Source organism: Pedobacter lusitanus (genome assembly GCF_040026395.1).
In the GTDB taxonomy this organism is placed as follows: Bacteria; Bacteroidota; Bacteroidia; order Sphingobacteriales; family Sphingobacteriaceae; genus Pedobacter; species Pedobacter lusitanus.
On record NZ_CP157278.1, the window covers coordinates 369,913 to 389,006 of the forward strand.

At 38.6% G+C, this 19,094-nt stretch carries 14 protein-coding genes; 11 read left to right on the top strand and 3 right to left on the bottom strand.

What is annotated here, in order from left to right; translation table 11 throughout:
• The first annotated feature begins 1 nt into the window (after position 1).
• From PL_RS01695 to PL_RS01705, 3 genes are all read left to right on the top strand, one after another.
• On the top strand, positions 2-1,783 hold the full coding sequence (locus PL_RS01695; protein WP_235324630.1) for a cytochrome c peroxidase: 1,782 nt from the start codon (positions 2-4) through the stop codon (positions 1,781-1,783).
• 65 nt (positions 1,784-1,848) lie between these two features.
• The gene (locus PL_RS01700) at positions 1,849-2,640 is read left to right on the top strand and encodes a M12 family metallopeptidase (protein WP_041885459.1); all 792 of its coding nucleotides are present in this window, start codon (positions 1,849-1,851) and stop codon (positions 2,638-2,640) included.
• Positions 2,641-2,823: 183 nt separating this feature from the next.
• On the top strand, positions 2,824-3,618 hold the full coding sequence (locus tag PL_RS01705; RefSeq protein ID WP_052496526.1) for a M12 family metallopeptidase: 795 nt from the start codon (positions 2,824-2,826) through the stop codon (positions 3,616-3,618).
• Positions 3,619-3,664: 46 nt separating this feature from the next.
• Here the strand turns inward: PL_RS01705 and PL_RS01710 are convergent, their stop codons facing one another.
• The 3 genes from PL_RS01710 to PL_RS01720 form a co-directional block, all read right to left on the bottom strand.
• Positions 3,665-5,284 carry a RagB/SusD family nutrient uptake outer membrane protein gene (locus PL_RS01710; protein WP_052496527.1) on the bottom strand — a complete coding sequence of 540 codons (1,620 nt, stop codon included), beginning with the start codon at positions 5,282-5,284 and terminating at the stop codon, positions 3,665-3,667.
• A 26-nt stretch (positions 5,285-5,310) separates the two neighbouring features.
• Positions 5,311-8,394 carry a SusC/RagA family TonB-linked outer membrane protein gene (locus PL_RS01715; RefSeq protein WP_052496528.1) on the bottom strand — a complete coding sequence of 1,028 codons (3,084 nt, stop codon included), beginning with the start codon at positions 8,392-8,394 and terminating at the stop codon, positions 5,311-5,313.
• Positions 8,395-8,828: 434 nt separating this feature from the next.
• Positions 8,829-9,710: an AraC family transcriptional regulator gene (locus tag PL_RS01720; RefSeq protein WP_041885462.1), complete on the bottom strand. Its 882-nt coding sequence runs from the start codon at positions 9,708-9,710 to the stop codon at positions 8,829-8,831.
• Positions 9,711-9,918: 208 nt separating this feature from the next.
• On the opposite strand from PL_RS01720, the gene PL_RS01725 reads away from it, so the two are divergent.
• Genes PL_RS01725 through PL_RS01760 form a run of 8 tightly spaced genes read left to right on the top strand, consistent with a single transcriptional unit; the run spans position 9,919 to position 19,083 of the window.
• The gene (locus PL_RS01725) at positions 9,919-10,368 is read left to right on the top strand and encodes a MaoC family dehydratase (protein ID WP_041885466.1); all 450 of its coding nucleotides are present in this window, start codon (positions 9,919-9,921) and stop codon (positions 10,366-10,368) included.
• On the top strand, positions 10,361-11,506 hold the full coding sequence (locus tag PL_RS01730; protein WP_041885469.1) for an extracellular solute-binding protein: 1,146 nt from the start codon (positions 10,361-10,363) through the stop codon (positions 11,504-11,506). Before PL_RS01725 ends, PL_RS01730 begins: the two co-directional genes overlap by 8 nt.
• A gap of 3 nt (positions 11,507-11,509) precedes the next feature.
• Positions 11,510-12,676: a CaiB/BaiF CoA transferase family protein gene (locus PL_RS01735; protein WP_235324631.1), complete on the top strand. Its 1,167-nt coding sequence runs from the start codon at positions 11,510-11,512 to the stop codon at positions 12,674-12,676.
• Positions 12,660-13,799, top strand: a complete 1,140-nt coding sequence (locus PL_RS01740) for a CaiB/BaiF CoA transferase family protein (protein ID WP_041885472.1) — start codon at positions 12,660-12,662, stop codon at positions 13,797-13,799. Before PL_RS01735 ends, PL_RS01740 begins: the two co-directional genes overlap by 17 nt.
• A gap of 5 nt (positions 13,800-13,804) precedes the next feature.
• Entirely contained in the window at positions 13,805-14,713 is a 909-nt protein-coding gene (locus PL_RS01745) for an amidohydrolase family protein (RefSeq protein ID WP_082036024.1), read from the top strand.
• The gene (locus PL_RS01750; protein WP_041885475.1) at positions 14,710-15,747 is read left to right on the top strand and encodes an L-rhamnose/proton symporter RhaT; all 1,038 of its coding nucleotides are present in this window, start codon (positions 14,710-14,712) and stop codon (positions 15,745-15,747) included. Before PL_RS01745 ends, PL_RS01750 begins: the two co-directional genes overlap by 4 nt.
• 9 nt (positions 15,748-15,756) lie before the next feature.
• Positions 15,757-16,803: a Gfo/Idh/MocA family protein gene (locus PL_RS01755; RefSeq protein ID WP_041885479.1), complete on the top strand. Its 1,047-nt coding sequence runs from the start codon at positions 15,757-15,759 to the stop codon at positions 16,801-16,803.
• A 12-nt stretch (positions 16,804-16,815) separates the two neighbouring features.
• Positions 16,816-19,083 carry a DUF5703 domain-containing protein gene (locus PL_RS01760; protein ID WP_041885481.1) on the top strand — a complete coding sequence of 756 codons (2,268 nt, stop codon included), beginning with the start codon at positions 16,816-16,818 and terminating at the stop codon, positions 19,081-19,083.
• Positions 19,084-19,094: the final 11 nt, after the last annotated feature.

Sequence of the window (19,094 nt, forward strand, 5' to 3'; positions counted from 1 at the left end):
ATTGATAACTTGTTTATCTATTGTGCTGGGACTAAAAGAATCAGCAGATAAACAGGGATTAACCAATCTGCTGCATGAAATTAAGTATAGTTTCATGCAGTTTGAACAGACTACCACTCAGCTGCAGAAGTCAGTTTCTTTGCTTAATGAAGATCCTCAAAGCCTGAACAGAGCTAAAACAGCTTTGAAAAACAGTAGAATAGCCTATAAACGAATTGAGTTTTTTATGGATTATTTTTTCCATAGCTCATCGCTGATTTATAACAGACCAGCTAAAACAGAGGTCGAAGAACCTTATATGGAATACCAGGAGCCATCCGGATTTCAGGTGATCGAAGCTCTGTTATTTAATGAAAACCCCCATTTACATCAAAAAGAATTAGCTGCACAGACAGAGCTTCTTGCTACCTCTGCTGCAGATCTGCCAGCTTTGCTTTATGGCTTTGAAGCCAGTGATGCACAGATGCTGGAAAGTATACGATTAGAGCTGGTTAAGATCATTACCTTAAGTATTACAGGATATGATGCGCCAGAACTTAAGAGCGGGATAGAAGAGGCCGCACAAAGCCTCGTTTCGGTTCAAAAGGTATTATTACCACTGCTCAAAAAGAAGGATCAGTCATCAGTACTGCTCAACCAGCAATTAAGCGGAGCTACAGCCTATCTGTATCAGCATCCGGACTTCGACAGCTTTGACAGAATGGTCTTTCTGAAAAATTATGCTTTACCGTTGCAGCAGCAGCTGACCACTTTTATACAGATTTCAAAAGCAGATTTGCAGAAAAAGAGTGGGTTAAATTACCAGGCAAAACATCTTTTTAGTCCGGATGCAATTCCACAAAACATATTTCCGGGTGCCAGGATCAGTACCCCGGCTATGGTAGCCCTTGGTCAAAAGCTTTTCCTTGAAAAGTCACTATCAGGGAATTTAAAACGTAGCTGTGCCAGCTGTCATCATCCTGATCAGTATTTTGGTGAAAAACTAAAAACCAGTATTGCCTTTGACGAGCAAAGTTATCTGACCCGAAACGCGCCAACCTTACTGTATACAGTTTTTCAGTATAGCCAGTTCTGGGATGGCCGGGTAAAGAGTTTACAGGAGCAGATTAAGGCGGTAATTTCCAATCCTCTTGAAATGAACGGGAAACATGAAGTGATTGTGGACAGCATCAGTAAATCAAAGCAATACAGACAGGATTTTCTGCAGGCATTTCCAGCATTCAAAGTGAATCCTGTCAGCATGGAAACTATTGCGGACGCACTTGCCGCCTATGTAGGGAGTCTTAATCCAAGAAACTCTGCCTTTGACCGCTATATGAACGGAGACAGGAAAGCTATGAAAAGTTCTGCGGTTAAAGGTTTTAACTTATTTATGGGGAAAGCAGCCTGCGGAAGCTGTCATTTTGCTCCGCTATTCAACGGTTTGATTCCTCCTTATTATAAATTAACTGAATACGAAGTCCTTGGAACTCCGGGGAATGCTGATTTTAGTAAACTGAAAAAGGATCAGGACAAAGGCCGGTATGATTTTTTTCCAATCAGCTTTTATCAGGCTGCATTTAAAACACCTACTATCCGTAATGTGGAAAAAACTGCTCCTTATATGCATAACGGAGTATTTACAGATCTGTATCAGGTGGTAGATTTTTATAATAAAGGAGGGGGAGCCGGACTGGGGCTTGATCTGCCCGGACAGACGCTGTCTTCCAAGCCTTTACATCTCTCAAAGGCAGAAACACAAAATATTATTGATTTTATGAAATCGTTGACAGATAATCTATAATAATATATAACAATAGAAATATTTTTTATAAATTGCTTTACATCTATTCAACTAAATCTATTATTATGAAAAACAAATTTCTACTGATCAGTACTGCCGTGCTGTTCTGCCTGACCAGCTGTAAGAAAAATGCGGATAATTCTGCACCTGTCAACAATGATCAAAAAGTACAGGAAACAGGTTTGCACAACGATTTTGTTTGTGAAATGAAGCAGCCTGAAACCAAAAGTACTGCCACAGAAGCTAACGGACCGGCCAATAAACTCTGGCCAAACGGAAGTACAATTAAAGTACGTTTTATTGGCGGATCTGCCATTGTTCGCGAAAAAGTAAAACAGTATGCCAAAAGCTGGGAAGCTTCTGCAAATGTTACCTTTTCTTTTGTTGCAGATAATGCAGCAGCCGATATTAAAGTAGGCTTTGCGAGTGGTGGTTCATGGTCTTATATCGGTACCACTTCTAAACAGTATTCTCCATCTATGAATTATGGCTGGTTTACTGACAATACCAGTGATACAGAGTTCAGAAGAACTATCACTCATGAATTTGGCCATGCTTTGGGACTTAACCATGAACAATCTCATCCTGATGCAAATATTCCATGGAATACTCAGGCTGTGTATGACTATTATATGGGCCCGCCAAACAACTGGACTAAAGCACAGGTTGATTTTAATGTATTGCGTGTAGAATCAAGAACAGGATTAAACTATACTGCCTATGATTCTGCATCAATTATGCACTATGCTGTTCAGGCTCGTTTTACAACAAACAATACGACTATCGCAGCTAATAACACGACTATATCTGCTAAAGATGTTTTATATATGAAAACATATTATCCTGGCAGAAGTTAATCTTGCCAACAGGATAACTATTTGAAAAAGGGATGCTTAACAGATTAAGCATCCCTTTTTTTTCTACATGGTGCAGAAAATTTCATTTTTTAACAAATGTTTGGTACTAATATCAAATATTGTTTTGTAATGAAAATATTATTCTTAAATTGCTTATACATCTATTCAACTAAATATATTATTATGAAAAACAAATTTCTACTGATCAGTACTGCGGTACTGTTCTGCCTGACCAGCTGTAAGAAAAGTGCCGATACCCAGGCACCTGCAGAAACCGATCAAAAACAACAGGAAACTGCTTTACACTCAGGTTTCGCCTGCCAGATGAAAGTACCTGTTCATACTGGCCCGGTAACCGAAGCGAATGGCCCTGCCAATCAGCTCTGGACAAATGGAAGTACAATTAAAGTACGTTTTAGCGGCGGATCAACCTATGTTCGCAGTAAAGTAAAACAGTACGCTAAAAGCTGGGAAGCTTCTGCAAATGTGACTTTCTCTTTTGTTGCAGATAATGCAGCTGCCGACATCAAAATTGCTTTTGACCAGAATGATGGATCTTGGTCATATGTAGGCAAAGAATCTAAAAACTATTCTCCTTCAATGAACTATGGCTGGTTTAATGACAATACCAGTGATACAGAGTTCAGAAGAACAGTTACACATGAGTTTGGTCATGCTTTAGGCCTTAACCATGAGCAGTCTCACCCTGATGCTAATATTCCATGGAATACACAGGCAGTGTATGACTATTATATGGGCCCGCCAAACAACTGGTCTAAAGAAGATGTAGATTTTAATGTACTTGCTGTAGAGTCAAGAACAGGATTAAACTACACGGCTTATGATTCAGCTTCAATTATGCATTACCCTGTTGAAGCACGTTTCACTACCAACAATAAAACGATTGCAGCCAATAACACTACTATTTCTGCAAAAGATGTTTTATATATGAAAACGTATTATCCTGGCAGAAGTTAATTATTGAACCATATTATTTTGAAAAAGGGTGCTTATGCACCCTTTTTTATTGCCAGCCTGGATTTTGTTCCATACGGGTGATGTTAATTTCATTTTGAGGAATTGGCATATACCACATTTTTGTATCAAATGGTCTGTTTTCAGTAACAGTAATTGTGTAATTTGCACTTGAAGAATCCCAAACTATCCCTTTGATATCACCGCCGAAATTCAGTTTCCATCTCCTGTCATCAAAAAAACGATGCTCTTCAAACGTGAGCTCAATCCTTCGCTCATGTCTGATAGCGAGTCTCATTTGTACTTTGGATAATCCGGTAGGTAAATCTGGTAGTCCGGCTCTTGTCCGGATTAAATTGATATAAGTATAAATGAGCGGATCGGCCGCCGGGTCATTATTTGCTTCATTGCTGGCTTCTGCATAATTGAGGTAGATCTCTGCCAGCCTAAACCAAATACTCATCATTTGTCTTCCCGCTCCTGATGATATATTGATTGTCTCATCACAGAATTTTCTTAGGTAATAGCCGGTTTTAGTATTATTGTCTCCCCCATTGATTGCGTCTGTTCCTCCCGGGAATGTCTGAATAGTTTTAGATCTGACAATACTGCCATTATACCATACTGTTGCATAAAAGCGGGGTTCTCTACCAACATATGGTTTTGCTGGATTATAACCGGAGGCAGGATCATTAATGTCTTTTCCGTTTGCCATTTGATATTCATCAACCAGATTTTGTGTTGGAGAGATATTGCCCCAGCCACTGCTACTAATCGGGTAATAGTTTTGTTCGTAGGTTTTGCCATTACCCAGATTCATGAACCAGATAATTTCATTGTTGGCGAAAACATTAAAGATAGCTTTGTAATTATTCGCTTTATCAGCTATGTTATTATATAGAGAGAATTGATTCAAATCCAGGAGATCTTTAGCCGCTTTAGCTGCTTCCTGCCATTTTGAAGGGGAATCTGCTGAATTTAATGGACTGGCCGCATAAAGCAGAAGTCTTGACTTCAGGGCCATGCACATCGCTTTATTAGCCCGTCCCAAGAGGTTGGGTGGGTAACTTGCAGGAAGAATAGCTATTGCCTCGTCAAGATCTTTGAGGATAAAAGCTACACATTCTTCATATTTGTTTCTCGGAATCTGATAAGTATCGTTGAGGTCTAGTCTTTTATCCAGAATAGGGAATCTTCCATAAATTTTTAAAACATCAAAATACAAGAAGGATCTTAAGAACAATGCTTCGCCCTTAAGTCTTTTCTTTGTAGCGGCTTCATCTTCATTGTTGGCAGGAACCGTTGGTAGTTTTTCCAGTAAAATATTTGTTTTCCTTATTCCGGCAAAAGAATCCCCCCAGATATCTCCTATAAAATCCTGGATATTTGCAGGGCCGTATCCACCGCCGTTAAAAATTTTCCCTCTCTGGAAATAAGTGGGAGAGCCTTCGTCACTCAAACAATCAAGCGTTGTAAAGCCATCACCTGTCCTTGTCTGGGCAACAGGTAATTTTGAATAAATATTATTAACGAAATTTTCTGTTTGGATCATTGTGCTGAAAGCCTGCTCTTCATTGATGTTTTCATTAGGAGCAAGGTTCAGAAAGTCCTTTTTGCAGGAAGAAAAGATAACGGCTATAATTAGGGTTATAATGGCAATGTTTCTCATGATCTGATTATTTATTGAGATTAATGTTAAAATGTTAATGTTGCACCAAAATTGCAGACCTTTTGCTGCGGATAAGTCCGGCCAATACTTCCATCGGTATACTCGGGATCAGTCAGCTTAATTTTCGACCAGGTCACAAGATTTTGTGCATTTGCAAAAATCCTTACCGTTTTCAATCCAACTCTTTTTATTATACGCTGAGAGAATGAGTAACCTAATTCTACATTTTTAATTCTAAGATAGTTGCCATTCTGAAGTGTAAATGTAGAAATACGGGTGTTGTTGGCATTTGGTCCGATATCTATTCTGGGATAAGTAGCTGTTGAAGCTGTTTCTGGAGTCCAGCTGCCCAGGTGGGCCTTTAATGCTGTACCCTGTGAATAAAAAGGTACATAACCGAACTGATCATAGTAAGCACTTGAATGAGCAGAGCCCTGGAAAAGTATACTGAAATCGAAATTTTTGAAACTACCATCAAAAGTAATTCCGTACTGAATTTCTGGAACTGCAGAATATCCAATAGCGACCCTGTCAAAATCATTGATAACCCCGTCGCCATTGACATCTTCATATTTTAAATCTCCTGGTATAACTCTGCTTGTATAAGTTTGGGTTGGACTGTTTTTGATTTCGTCTATACTGTTGAAGAATCCCCGGCTAAGCAAACCAAAGTATTGTCCCACTCGTTTCCCAATTCCTGATTGATAATCATAAAGCTGAGGAGCTTCATTATTTTCTATAACTTTATTTCTGTTAAAACCAATATTTCCTCTTAAGTTGAGAGATAATTTGCTAATGTTTTTATGGATACCAATTTCAAGTTCAAATCCTTGATTTTCAACCTCACCTTTATTGACCGGACTGGCATTGGGAAAACCTGCAAGTCCCGGGACGAGGGAGTTGACCAGGATTTTTTTTCTGTTTTCTTTAAACAAATCAAGATTAAGACTAATCAGGTTATCAAATAACTTGGATTCAAATGCAATATTCTTTTTATAGCCTCTTTCCCAGGTAACGTCTTTATTTCCAAGGAAGGTTTCAGTAAGTCCTGGTACATTTGCAGGTGGATTCCCAAATGAAATTCCATCTGCATCAGCGTAATAACTGTTAAATAAAAACCGGCTGCTACCAATCTGATCATTACCAACCACTCCATACGAAGCTCTTAATTTAAGAAAGGTGATGAATTTAATTTTTTCTTTAAAGAAAGCTTCTTCCGATGCAATCCAACCTATCGCACCAGCAGGAAAAAAACCGAATCTTTTACCCGGAGCAAAATTTTCTGAACCATTATAAGCATATGTTGCTTCTGCAAAATATTTACTCTTATAATTATAAGTTGTTCTGCCGGCCAGTCCCTGAAGTGCAGAAGGTATACTAATGTCGCTATATGATTTTTGTTGGGTAAAAATAGCTGCACTGCTTAGAGTATGGTTACCAAAAGTTCTGTCATACGTTAGTCTGCCCTGGTAGGTTGAAAATCTGCTTAAACCGTATGTCCCGGTAACAGCTGCCAGCTTTGATCCCGTCGTAGCCCGGGTGTAAGTCCCGTCCGGATTATATACAAAAGAATCATAGTTTTTATTTCTGGTCTGAGTCTGTGTATAATTGGCGTCATAGGATAAAGAAATGCTGGCAGCTAATCCTTTGATAAACATATCAAGTTTTTGTGTTATCGAAAATGTTCCCTGAGAGCGGCCGGTATAGGATACCCTGTAACCTTTATCGGCAAGTTCAGCTACAGGGTTAGCCGGAAGAGATGAAATAGATCCCCAGGTACCATCAGGGTTTTTTATCGGGTATAGATTTGGTGCAAAGCGAACAATAGAAAAGAAGGGCTCATTGGCATAATTCGGTCTGTTTACTGAACCAAAACTACCTGATAAATCCAGTTTTAATAAGGTTGTTTTGGTGACATCTACATCCACATTCCCCCGGAAATTATACCTCTTGAATACCTGATCTGCAGGGTAGGGAGTTTCAAAATGATTATAGATACCTTGTTGAGACAGATAACCAGCAGAAACAAAAAAACGAGCAAAATCAGAACCTCCAACAACCTGAAGATTTTGTTTACTCATCAATGAGTTATTTCTGAGTAGAATATCTTCAAAGTTATTATCTGGGTATAAATAGGGATCAGTATGGTTTTTATAACCGTCAAGTTGTGCCTGGCTATAAGTTAAAGGCATTCCATTATTTTTGTTGGCCTGATTATAGAGTGTTGCATACTCAAAGGAATTAACCACTTCTGGTACTTTGGTAGGGGTTTGAATACCATATTGTGAGGTGAAAGAAATTGAAGGCACTTTTGAAGCTGACCCTCTGCGGCTGGTAATTAAGATCACCCCATTAGCACCTCTTATCCCATAAACTGCTGTGGCAGTGGCGTCTTTTAAAATACTGACACTTTCTATATCACTGGGCTCTATATCATTTATAGTACGGCCTTCAACACCATCAACTACTACCAGTGGACTGGCTCCGTTTAATGTGGCAACACCGCGGATATAAAGTTTACTGGCATCAGCTCCCGGCGCTCCGCTGTTTTGTACAGCAATCAATCCTGGTAAGCGCCCTGCTAAAGCATTACTTATATTAGCTACAGGGCTCTGTCTGAGCTCTTTTGTTGAAATGGAGGATATAGACCCGATTACACTTGCTTTCTTTTGAGTGCCCATGCCAACCACCACGACTTCGTTTAATCCCTGATTATCTTCTTTTAGTATAATTATAAGTTCATTTGGAGTATTAACAATTATTCTCTGTGTAATGTAGCCAACCATTGAAACAACCAGGATATCTCCTGGGCGTACATTTTTGATAGCGAATTTTCCGTTAGAATCTGTACTGACTCCATTGTTGGAGCTTTCAATTTTCAGATTTATCCCGGGCAGTGGGTTATTTTTTTCATCCATGACCTGACCGGCGAGTGTGAAATTCGTAATTATGAACTTCTCTCCTGATGAAAATAGAGAAGTTGCCGGATATCCTTTTGTTACTGATAAACAAATGGTAGTTGTCAGAATGAAGACAAGAATCCTAAATCTGTAAAATTTCAGGTAATACGGTTTCTCTTCATGTTGGTTAACATAAAATGGGTGTTTCATAGCTTGGTTTAGTTTGATGGTAGTAACTTGTTTGAATTAAGTTTAATGACAATAGTTGATACTCATTCTGGTTATTCCTGGATAGATCACAATTGTCATCAGATAATTTTTGTTAATTTTTTCTCATAGCTGATGGATTTAAGAGGTGAACACTTAATTGGTTGATTGAAAATAATTTTTCGGGAATCCTTAAATCCGATCGGTTGATTTTTGGATTATCTTGTTTGAAATCAAATTGTTATAATTTGACAAGATGTGGTGAGAGTATTAATTGATTCATATTGGCCAGGTTTAATTTTAACTAATTTCAGTTCTTGGATGAAATTATAACTTGCCTAAATAATCCTATTACTAACTTTTTTTAACAGAAGTGCTGTTCCGAATATCAATATCCGGATATTTTGGAGCTAGATGAATTGCTTTGATCTATTGGATTACAGATTTCTCTGGATTTTTGTTATACGCTGGCGGTATTCTCCAGGTGTCTTATTCATGATAAGCTTAAAGAATTTAAAGAAATTAACCTGGCTGTTATATCCGCAGCTGTAGCAAATACTGTCTATTGTATTATTTTCATCCTGTAATAGTTTACACGCATGACCTATTCGCAATTCATTCATGAATCGTGAAAATGTTTTCTGAGTTTTAGATTTGAAATAACGGCAGAATGCATTAGGGGTCAGGTTACATAGGTCAGCAATTTCTGTAAGCATGATATCGCGATGAAAATTGTTTATTGCGAACTGATAAACCTGTGTGAAACGGTTCAAATCAAATTCTGTAGCAGGATTTTCATAACGAATACCTGAAAGGTATTCGTATTCATTACTATAACTTAACAGATCGAGGATTAATAAAAAATGAGAAAGTTGCTGAAAACCCTTACTGCCTTCTATTTTCTTTATCTCATTGATAACTAAATCTCTTGTATTTCCCAGGATGCGCAATCCTCTTTTTGCCTTTCTAAGCAGCTCATGAGTAATTGTAACTAGCTCCGGATTATCAGTAAGATTGATTATAAAAGCTGATGAAAAATAGATTGTTGTTGCTTTGGTAAATAAGTCCGGGTTCGTATACATAGCTTTATCACACTGCCATAGATGTGGTAGTCCCGCACCATGAAGAATCAGTTCTCCATGGGAAAAATTACCGATATGATCGCCGATAATAAATTTTCCAAACCCTTTATCTACCCAGACCAGTTCACATACCTGGTGGAAGTGAAAAGGATGGTCAAAATAAGGTTTATTAATTTTTTTTACCCAGATATCCCTGCTTTCTACAATGGGGGCATCTACAATCAATTCCGCTTTCATACTACAGTCTGCTTAGCTTTTAATTAATCTACAATTAAGCTTTTTTGAATGGATAAAGTATGAAGATGGTAAAAAAAGTTTATAAATGGATAGTTAAATGAAGTAAACTTTTAAGTTGAACGCGGAGATTTGATTAGTGCTAATCTACCTTTGATCAGAAAAGGGGGCTGAATAGTCCCTTTTTTTATTTAAAAATTTTGAGAGATCTATGTTTACAAAAAAATATTATGAAGAATATGTTATTGATAGTACAAGGGGGACTATCGGACGTACTATCACAGAAACAGATATTGTGATACATGCAGGTCAGACAGGTGATTTTTTTCCACATCATATGGATGCCGAATGGTGTAAAACACAAACATTTAATGAAAGGATTGCTCACGGTACACTTATTTTTAGTGTCGCAATAGGTAGTACAGCTACTTCGGTTAATGAAGTATCGATAAGCTATGGTTACGACAGAATCCGTTTTATCAGACCTGTTTTTATTGGAGATACAATTCATGTAAAAGTCAGCATTTCCGGAAAAAAAAAGTATAAAAAACCAAGTCATGGTCTGGTCACTGAATTAGTTGAAGTTTTTAATCAGAAAGATGAAATAGTGATGTTATGCGAGCATATTTTACTGGTAGAAAAGAAAAGTACAGGTGAATAGGATAATTTTAAACGGAATAACCTGGGAACATAGCAGAGGATATACTCCGCTTGTTGCTTCGTCCCAGCGATTTAGTGAATTGCACCCTGAGGTCGAGATCAGATGGCAGAAACGATCCTTGCAGGAGTTTGCTGATTTTCCTCTCGAGCAACTGGCATCTCATTATGATCTGCTCATTATCGATCATCCCTGGGTTGGTCGTGCTGCTGTAACTCAGTCTGTTTTGCCTTTGGATGAATACCTGTCTGTTTCTTACCTGGAAGATCAGTTGAAGAATTCAGTAGGACAATCCCATCTGAGTTATCATTATGACGATCATCAGTGGGCGTTAGCTATTGATGCTGCGACTCCGGTAGCCAGTTATCGTAACGATTTGCTCCAAAAAAATAATATTGGTATTCCTGAAACCTGGAAAGAATTAATCGCAATGGCTGAAAAGAAGAGGGTTGCAGTCCCAGGAGTATCTATAGATCTGCTAATGAATTTCTATATGTTCTGTCTTGCTCATGGCAACGTTCCTTTTCAAAATCAGGAACAGGTTATTGATCATTACACCGGACAATTAGCACTCGAAACAATGAGAGAGCTCTGGAGTCTTACCGACAAAAAAATGTTTGAATACAATCCTATTGATGTTGCGGAGCTTATGACGACTACTGATAACTATTATTATTGTCCTTTCGCTTATGGTTATTCAAATTATTCAAGAAAATATTATGCGGAAAACATGCTTTCCTACTCTGATCTAATAGAATTCAATCATTACGGAAAATTGAAGAGTACAATAGGAGGAACCGGAATTGCAGTTTCATCGTCATCAGCAAGTATAGATTGGGCTGTGCATTTTACAGAATGGATAGTTTCCCCAAATATTCAGTCCGGTATTTATGCAGGTAATGGCGGTCAGCCGGGGCATCGTGCAGCATGGCTTAACCAGGAAGTAAATAGCTATAGCCATAATTATTTTGCTGATACATTACCGGCTCTGGAAAGAGGGTATATGAGGCCCCGATATAATGGTTATCTGGAATTTCAGGACAAAGCTGGAGATTATATCAGAGAATATCTTAAAAAGGGCGGGACAGCACAGATCGTTTTGAATTCTATAGATCATTTATATAAAAAGAGCAGGTTGTAAATTATGAGTAATCAGATTATGCATAAACCATTAAAAAATGTAACAGTTCTTGAATTCAGTCAGTACCTGTCTGGTCCATTAGCCGGACTCAGGCTCTCAGATTTTGGTGCAAGGGTGATAAAGATTGAGAACCCGGATAAAGGAGATGCGGGAAGACAGTTGGCTATTAAAAATCTGTGGACAAATGACAGTTCTCTGCTTTTTCATACGATAAACAGAAATAAAGAAAGTTTCACTGCAAATCTGAAGAAGAAAGATGAATTGGAAATGGTGCAGGAACTCATTAAGATGGCAGATGTCGTTACCCATAATTTCAGACCTGATGTGATGGAGAAATTAGGTTTAAGTTATGAAAACGTAATTGCGGTTAACCCACGTATTATTTATCTCGAAATTAGTGGTTATGGAAATAAAGGGCCATGGAAATATAAACCAGGTCAGGATTTGTTGGTTCAGGCAATTTCTGGCCTGACTTATACTACTGGAAATAAATCTGATAGTCCCCGGCCTTTCGGTTTATCCATTGCTGATTATCTGTGTGGAAACCAAGCGGTACAAGCTATTTTGGCCGCATTGATCCGCAGACAAAAAACTGGTGAAGGAGCTTTGCTTCAATTAAGCCTGCTTGAATCTATGATAGATTTTCAGTTTGAATTTTTCACAACCTATTTCCAGAGTAATTTGCACCATGAACGCTCAGAAATAAACAATGGTCATGCGCTTTTAAGTGCACCATATGGGGTTTACGAAACCGCTGATGGTTATATAGCTGTAGCAATGATGCCTTTACAGAAATTAGCAGAAGTTATTGAATGCCATCCATTGAAATTTTATACTGATGCTTTTGAAAAACGGGATGAAATAAAACTTATTCTTGTCAAACATTTTTTAACGCATCCATGCGCATACTGGTTAGATAAAATGCAGGCAGAAAATCTATGGGTAATGCCTGTGCTAAACTGGCAGCAACTTCAGCGGGCAGATACTTATCAGCAACTGAACATAGAGCAGGAAATAGAAATTAATGATCAGCATAAAATCCGCACTACCCGTTGTCCAATAAAGATTAATGGAGAAATGATGCTTTCTAATAGGCCAGCACCTGCTCTTGGACAACATACAGCTAGAATTATGGAAGAACTAAAAAAAAGAGATGAACCTTTTAGATGATTTATTAGTACTTGATTTCAGTCAGTTTTTATCTGGTCCGTCAGCTAGTCTGAGATTGGCAGATCTGGGAGCCAGGGTTATAAAAATTGAAAAACCTGTGATAGGTGATATATGCCGTACTTTATACGTTTCTGATGTGGAGGTTGCCGGAGAATCAACAATTTTCCATGCCATCAACAGAAATAAGGAAAGTCTTATAATTGACCTTAAAGATAAACAAGGCCTGGAAAAGATTATTGGCCTGGTACGTAAAGCAGATGTGTTGATACATAATTTCAGACCTGGTGTGATGGAGCGAATCGGACTTTCCTATGCTTTTGTAAAAAGCATTAATGCCGGAATTATTTATGCCGAAATCAGTGGCTATGGAGAGAATGGAGAATGGAAAGACAAGCCTGGACAAGACCTTTTATTGCAAGCTGTTTCTGGTCTGACCTATTTGAGTGGCAATAAACATGATAATCCGACCCCGATGGGGGTCGCTGTAGCAGATATTCTGGCTGGTACACATCTGGTACAGGGAATACTTGCTGCATTGTACAAAAAAGGATGGAGTGGAGAAGGCAGTCAGGTAAAGGTGAGTATGCTCGAAAGCCTGATTGATTTCCAGTTTGAAGTACTGACTAGTTTTTACAATGATGGAGAGCAGCTGCAGGAAAGAGGAGAGGTTAATAATGCAAATTCTTATATGTCAGCTCCTTATGGTGTGTACCGGACAAAGGATAGTGCAATTGCATTATCCATAAATCGTGTAGATTATCTCGGTGAGTTACTGAACTGCAGTGCGTTAAAGAAATATAATGAGGCTGACAACTGGTTTGTTTGCCGGGATGAAATTAAGACAATTCTTCAGAATCTCTTACTTGAAAATACAGTAGCTTACTGGCTTTCAATACTTGAGCCTGCAGGGGTGTGGTGCTCAGCAGTATTTAATTATGTTGAACTGATGGAGCAGGAAGGGTATAAAATTCTGGAAATGGAACAGATTGTGGAATTGAACAGCGGTCAGCTGAAAACCACCAGGTGCCCAATAAGAGTAGATGGCAGAATATTATATTCATCGGTTGGAGCTCCTTCTTTAGGACAACATACAAAAGCAATTGAAGAAGAATTTAATTTGTAGAAAAAATGGTAAAAAAGATCATTGACACACATATACACATCTGGGATTTGCAGCAGGCCAGATACAGCTGGCTGGAAAATGATCAAAGTTTACTTAACCGTAATTATTGTTTGGATGAACTCACTGAGATAAAAGGCACGGTACATATAACTCATGGATTGCTTGTACAGGCAGCGAATAATTTTGAAGATACTGACTGGATGCTGTTGAATGTTGAAAAATATGATTGGATTACAGGCGTTGTAGGTTGGGTTCCGCTTACTGATCCCGTTGCCACCACCATTGCGTTACAAGAAAAATATCTTAGGAATCCCTATTTTGTTGGCGTACGCCATCTGATTCATACAGAACCTGACCCGTATTGGTTACTACAGGAAACAGTGATCAGAAGTTTAAAGATATTGGCAGCACATCAGCTCACATATGATGTCGTTGGCATTAAAGCAGCTCATTTAATGGCTGCAATTATTGTTTCGGTCAAGGTTCCGGAATTGAAGATAGTATTGGATCATCTGAATCAACCTCCCATTGCTACAAAAGAGCGGTTTGGAATATGGGGTGAACTGATGAAAGAAGCTGCTAAAAACCCTAATTTGTACGTTAAAATTTCTGGTTTGAGCAGTACTTATGGCAGCTCTGTTTGTTGGACTGAACAGGATCTTAAACCATATATTATATATATACTGGAATTGTTTGGTCCTGATCGCTGTTTTTGTGGCGGGGATTGGCCGGTTTGCTTACTGAATACTACCTATGAAAAAAACTGGCAGATATATCAGCAGATTCTGACTGACATATTAACGCCAGAAGAACTGGAGAAGGTGTTTTGGCAAAATGCAGAGAAGTTTTATTTAAGCAGATCATCTCAAACTCAGCATATCGATCCTCATCTTTTAATTAACCCTGAAATATGAGTCTGGCCATTGGAATTTCTTTTCATGCTATCGGGGCTCTTTGTGCCGCATTGTGTTATACTCCGCAAAAAAAAACAAAGGAGTGGTCATGGCAAACTTTTTGGCTTATTCAGGCTGGCTGCTGCTGGTTAATATTTCCCATTATTGGTGCGTGGATTACTATACCTCATCTGCTAGTGGTATTACATAAGGCTCCGGCAGTCCTTATTTGGAAGATATTTGCTCTGGGCGCGGTATATGGTATTGGAGGTACAGCGTTCGGAATGGCTATCCGTTATATTGGTTTTTCATTGACTTATGCTATTGCTATTGGAATTTCCTGCGTATTTGGTACTTTATTACCACCAATTATTCACGGAACTTTAGTGGGACTATGGAGCCATAAAGGGTCGGAATGGATTATTTGTGGTATTGTTCTGGGGGTTGCCGGAATTGCATTATGCGGATTGGCCGGGCGTTTTAAGGAATTGAACTTACCAGAAAAAAAAATAAATGATTTTTCGCTGGCTACGGGTTTACCGCTTTGTTTGCTGGCAGGAATACTCTCATCTGTTTATGGCATTGCTATTGATGTTGGGCAGCCTATTGCGGATATTGCGGCCAGTTATGGCGCGAAAGGTTTTCAAACCAATGTCATCTATCTATTTACCAATAGCGGCGCCTTTCTGACTACTTTTATTTATTGCATGTTTCTCCATAAACAAAACAGAACACATGTCGAATTTAGTCGCTTAAAACTTGATCAGAGACCCGCAAAACTATTTCAAAATTACCTGATGGCAATACTTACAGGACTATTGTGGTATGCTCAATTCTTTTTTTATGGTTTGGCGCATGTAAGAATGGGTAATTATAAATTTACTAGTTGGGCTATTCATATGATTATGCTTGTACTGTTTAGTTGTATTACTGGTTTGCTCCTGAGAGAGTGGCGAAATTGTGGAATCATTAGTCTCAGATTTTTAGTATTAGCATTATTCTCGCTGATCGTAGCGGTTATCAGTTTAACTTATGGGAATTATCTGGCAACATAATTAACGAATATGAAAGCAAAAGAAAAAATCATTATAATCGGGGCCGGTAACGTAGTTAAAACTGGTCATCTTCCTGCTTATCGTCTGGCTGGTTTTACTGTTTCTGGTATTTATGATATTGATAAAACCAAGGCCATTGAACTTGCCGCGGAATTTGGTATTCCGAAGATATACTCTTCCATCAGTGGATTACTCAAAGATATTAAAAGGAGAACAGTGATAGATATGGCAATTCCTGCTTCAGCTATTGTCGGAATTTTAGAGCAGTTACCGGAGGGTACTTCGGTACTGATGCAAAAACCTATGGGTGAAAACATGGAACAGGCAAAGGAAATATTAAACTTATGCAGGTCGAAAAAGCTTAACGCCGGTGTAAATTTTCAATTGCGCTACGCACCTTTTATAACTGAAGCCAGAAGGATGATTGATGAAGGTCTGCTTGGAGAGATATATGATATCGAGGTTAATGTTAACGTTTGTACTCCATGGCATATGTGGGGCTTTCTAAGATCGTCACCGAGATTGGAAATCTTATATCATAGTATTCATTATATAGACCTTATTCGCTCTGTATGGGGTAATCCTTCAGGCGTTTATGCAAAAACGGTTAAACATCCCGCGACGATGGAACTGGGCTCAGTTCGCAGCAATATCATTATGGACTATGGTGACCGGATCCGTGCAAATATTCTGACCAATCACAGCCATAACTTTGGTCTGCAGAATCAGCAGTCTTATATCAAATTTGAAGGTACCAGGGGAGCAATCAAAATAAAAATGGGTTTGTTAATGGATTATCCTGTTGGTGTCCCTGATGAATTCGAATATATTACCTTTCAGCAGGACAGTACAGCGGAATGGAAACGTCAGGAGCTGAATGGTTCCTGGTTTCCTGATGCCTTTACAGGTTCAATGGAAGAAATTCTAAAGTCTATGATCAGTCCCGGTCTGAGCCCGGATAATTCAGTTGAAGATGCAATTTACACTATGGCTTGTGTAGAGGCCGCATATCTTTCCAGTGAGACAGGTGCGCAAAGTATTGATTTCGGATTCTAATATTTAATACTTATGAAAATAAAAAATAGAATATATGTACTACTCATTTTACTGATCTTCTGCTGGCAGTTTGGTATAGCGCAGGATAAGATAGAAGATTACAATGTTTTATGGACTACCGCTTCAGATAATGAAGCGGGTAATATGCCTTTGGGTAATGGGAGTCTGGGAAGTAATATCTGGACAGAAAAAAATGGCGATTTGCTCCTTTATTTATCACGCAATGATGCTCATTCTGAGCTCCAGCGGTTATTGAAATTGGGTCGGATAAGGATTTCGCTGGGTACTGAAGGGTTTAAGAAAAAACCTTTCCGGCAGGAATTAGATCTTAAGACAGGAAGTATCCTTATAACGGGAGGCAAACAGGGCGAACAGATTGCTATCAGAATTTTTATGGATCCTGATGCACCGGTAATGCATATTAATGGAACCTCTCAGAAACTGATAAAGATTAAAGTAACTCTCGAAAACTGGAGAAAAGAAAAACATCAGCTTAATCAGGAGGAACTAGCTTCTACCTGGGTATATCGGGAGGGGGCTCCCAAAGATGTGGCCACCTGGGAGTCTGCTGATCACGTGTTGAAAAAACAAAATGCGATTGTATGGTATCATCAGAATGCCTATAGCTGTGTACCGGTTCATCTTAAATATCAGGGACTCGAATCTTATAAGGATTCAGTAAACGATCCACTGAAAGATAACACTTTTGGTGGTTATATCTGGGGCGATGATATGATCTCAAAGGCTGATACAGTATTGCAATCAGCAAATAATACAAAAAAGATTAATATCAGACTGGTTGGTTTTACTGAGCAGACACCATCGTCCGGGCAATGGGAAAATTCAATTACGACAATTGTTAAAAGAGCAGCCTCACCCGTTAAAGCATTTCAGCACTCTCAGAAATGGTGGGATGAATTTTGGAAACGCAGCTGGATTTATATTGACCAGAAAGATTCTGCATCTGTTTTAACACAAACTTATATTTTATCGAAATATCAGCTCGCCTGTCAGATGCGTAATGATTTTCCGGCAAGATTTCAGGGAGGTATTTTTAATGTAGACCCTAGATATGCTTTTTATGCTACAGATGTAAGGGAAAAGGGGTATTCTGCTGATTATCGCTTTTATGGTGCAAATTACTGGTGGCAAAATCTTCGTTTTCTTTATCAGCCTCAGCTTGCACAGGGCAATGCGGACATGACTAAGGCTTTCTTCAACTTCTTTATAGAACGAATTCCCGTGTTTGAAGCAAGGGCGAAAAAATACTATAATGCTTCAGGAGTTTATATACAGGAGTGTTTTACAACCTTTGGATTGCCTGGTATGGGGGATTTTGGCTTTGGTGAAAAGGAGTATTCAGAAGAAAATACCAGAAATATCTGGCAGCAGAATCTGGAATTGACAGTAATGATGCTGGATTATTACCATTATACGCAGGACAAAAAATTCCTTCAGGAAAAAGCATTGTTGTGGGCCCGTAAGTCATTGGAATTTTACCAGACAAGGTTTAAGCCTGGTACAGACGGAAAACTTCGTATAGAACCAACACATGCACTGGAAACTTACTGGAGTAATGTACTTAATGATATGCCTTCGGTAGCGGGACTGCACTATGTAATTAATGAACTACTGACTTTACCACCAGAACTGACTACAATAGCAGATCGTGATAACTGGAAGAAATTGCTTTTACAATTGCCTCCGGTTCCGAGAAAAAAAGATGCTGATCATCAATGGATAGTTGACAATGCAGAGTCGTATAAAAACAAGAGAACAAATTATGAGGCTCCTGATCTGTATTGTCTTTATCCATTCAGAATCTATGGATTTAATAAAGCAAATAAAGGTGAGGTTGAAAGAGCTTTTTATAAAATGCCTAACCCAGGCCGGGTGTGCTGGTACCAGACCGGCATATTTGCCGCACGATTGGGACTTGCTGAAGAAGCCGCAAAAGATATTACTGCCAGAAGTGCTGCCCAATTAAAAGGATTTCGTTTTAAAGGTTATATGGATAGTCCTCATGATTGGAAACCAGATTATGATGGTGTGGGAAATATGATGAATACTATGCAGGAAATGCTGATGTATTGCGAAGGAGATTCGATTTATCTTTTCCCGGCGTGGCCAGAAAAATGGGATGTTACTTTTAAGCTGCATGCTTTCAAAAATACAATCATAGAAGGGACTTATAAAGATGGAGTATTAAAAGATTTCCATGTCTTTCCAGAAAGACGCAGAAAAGATATTATCAATATGTTGGATATGCAAAAAGAATGAAAAACAAATCA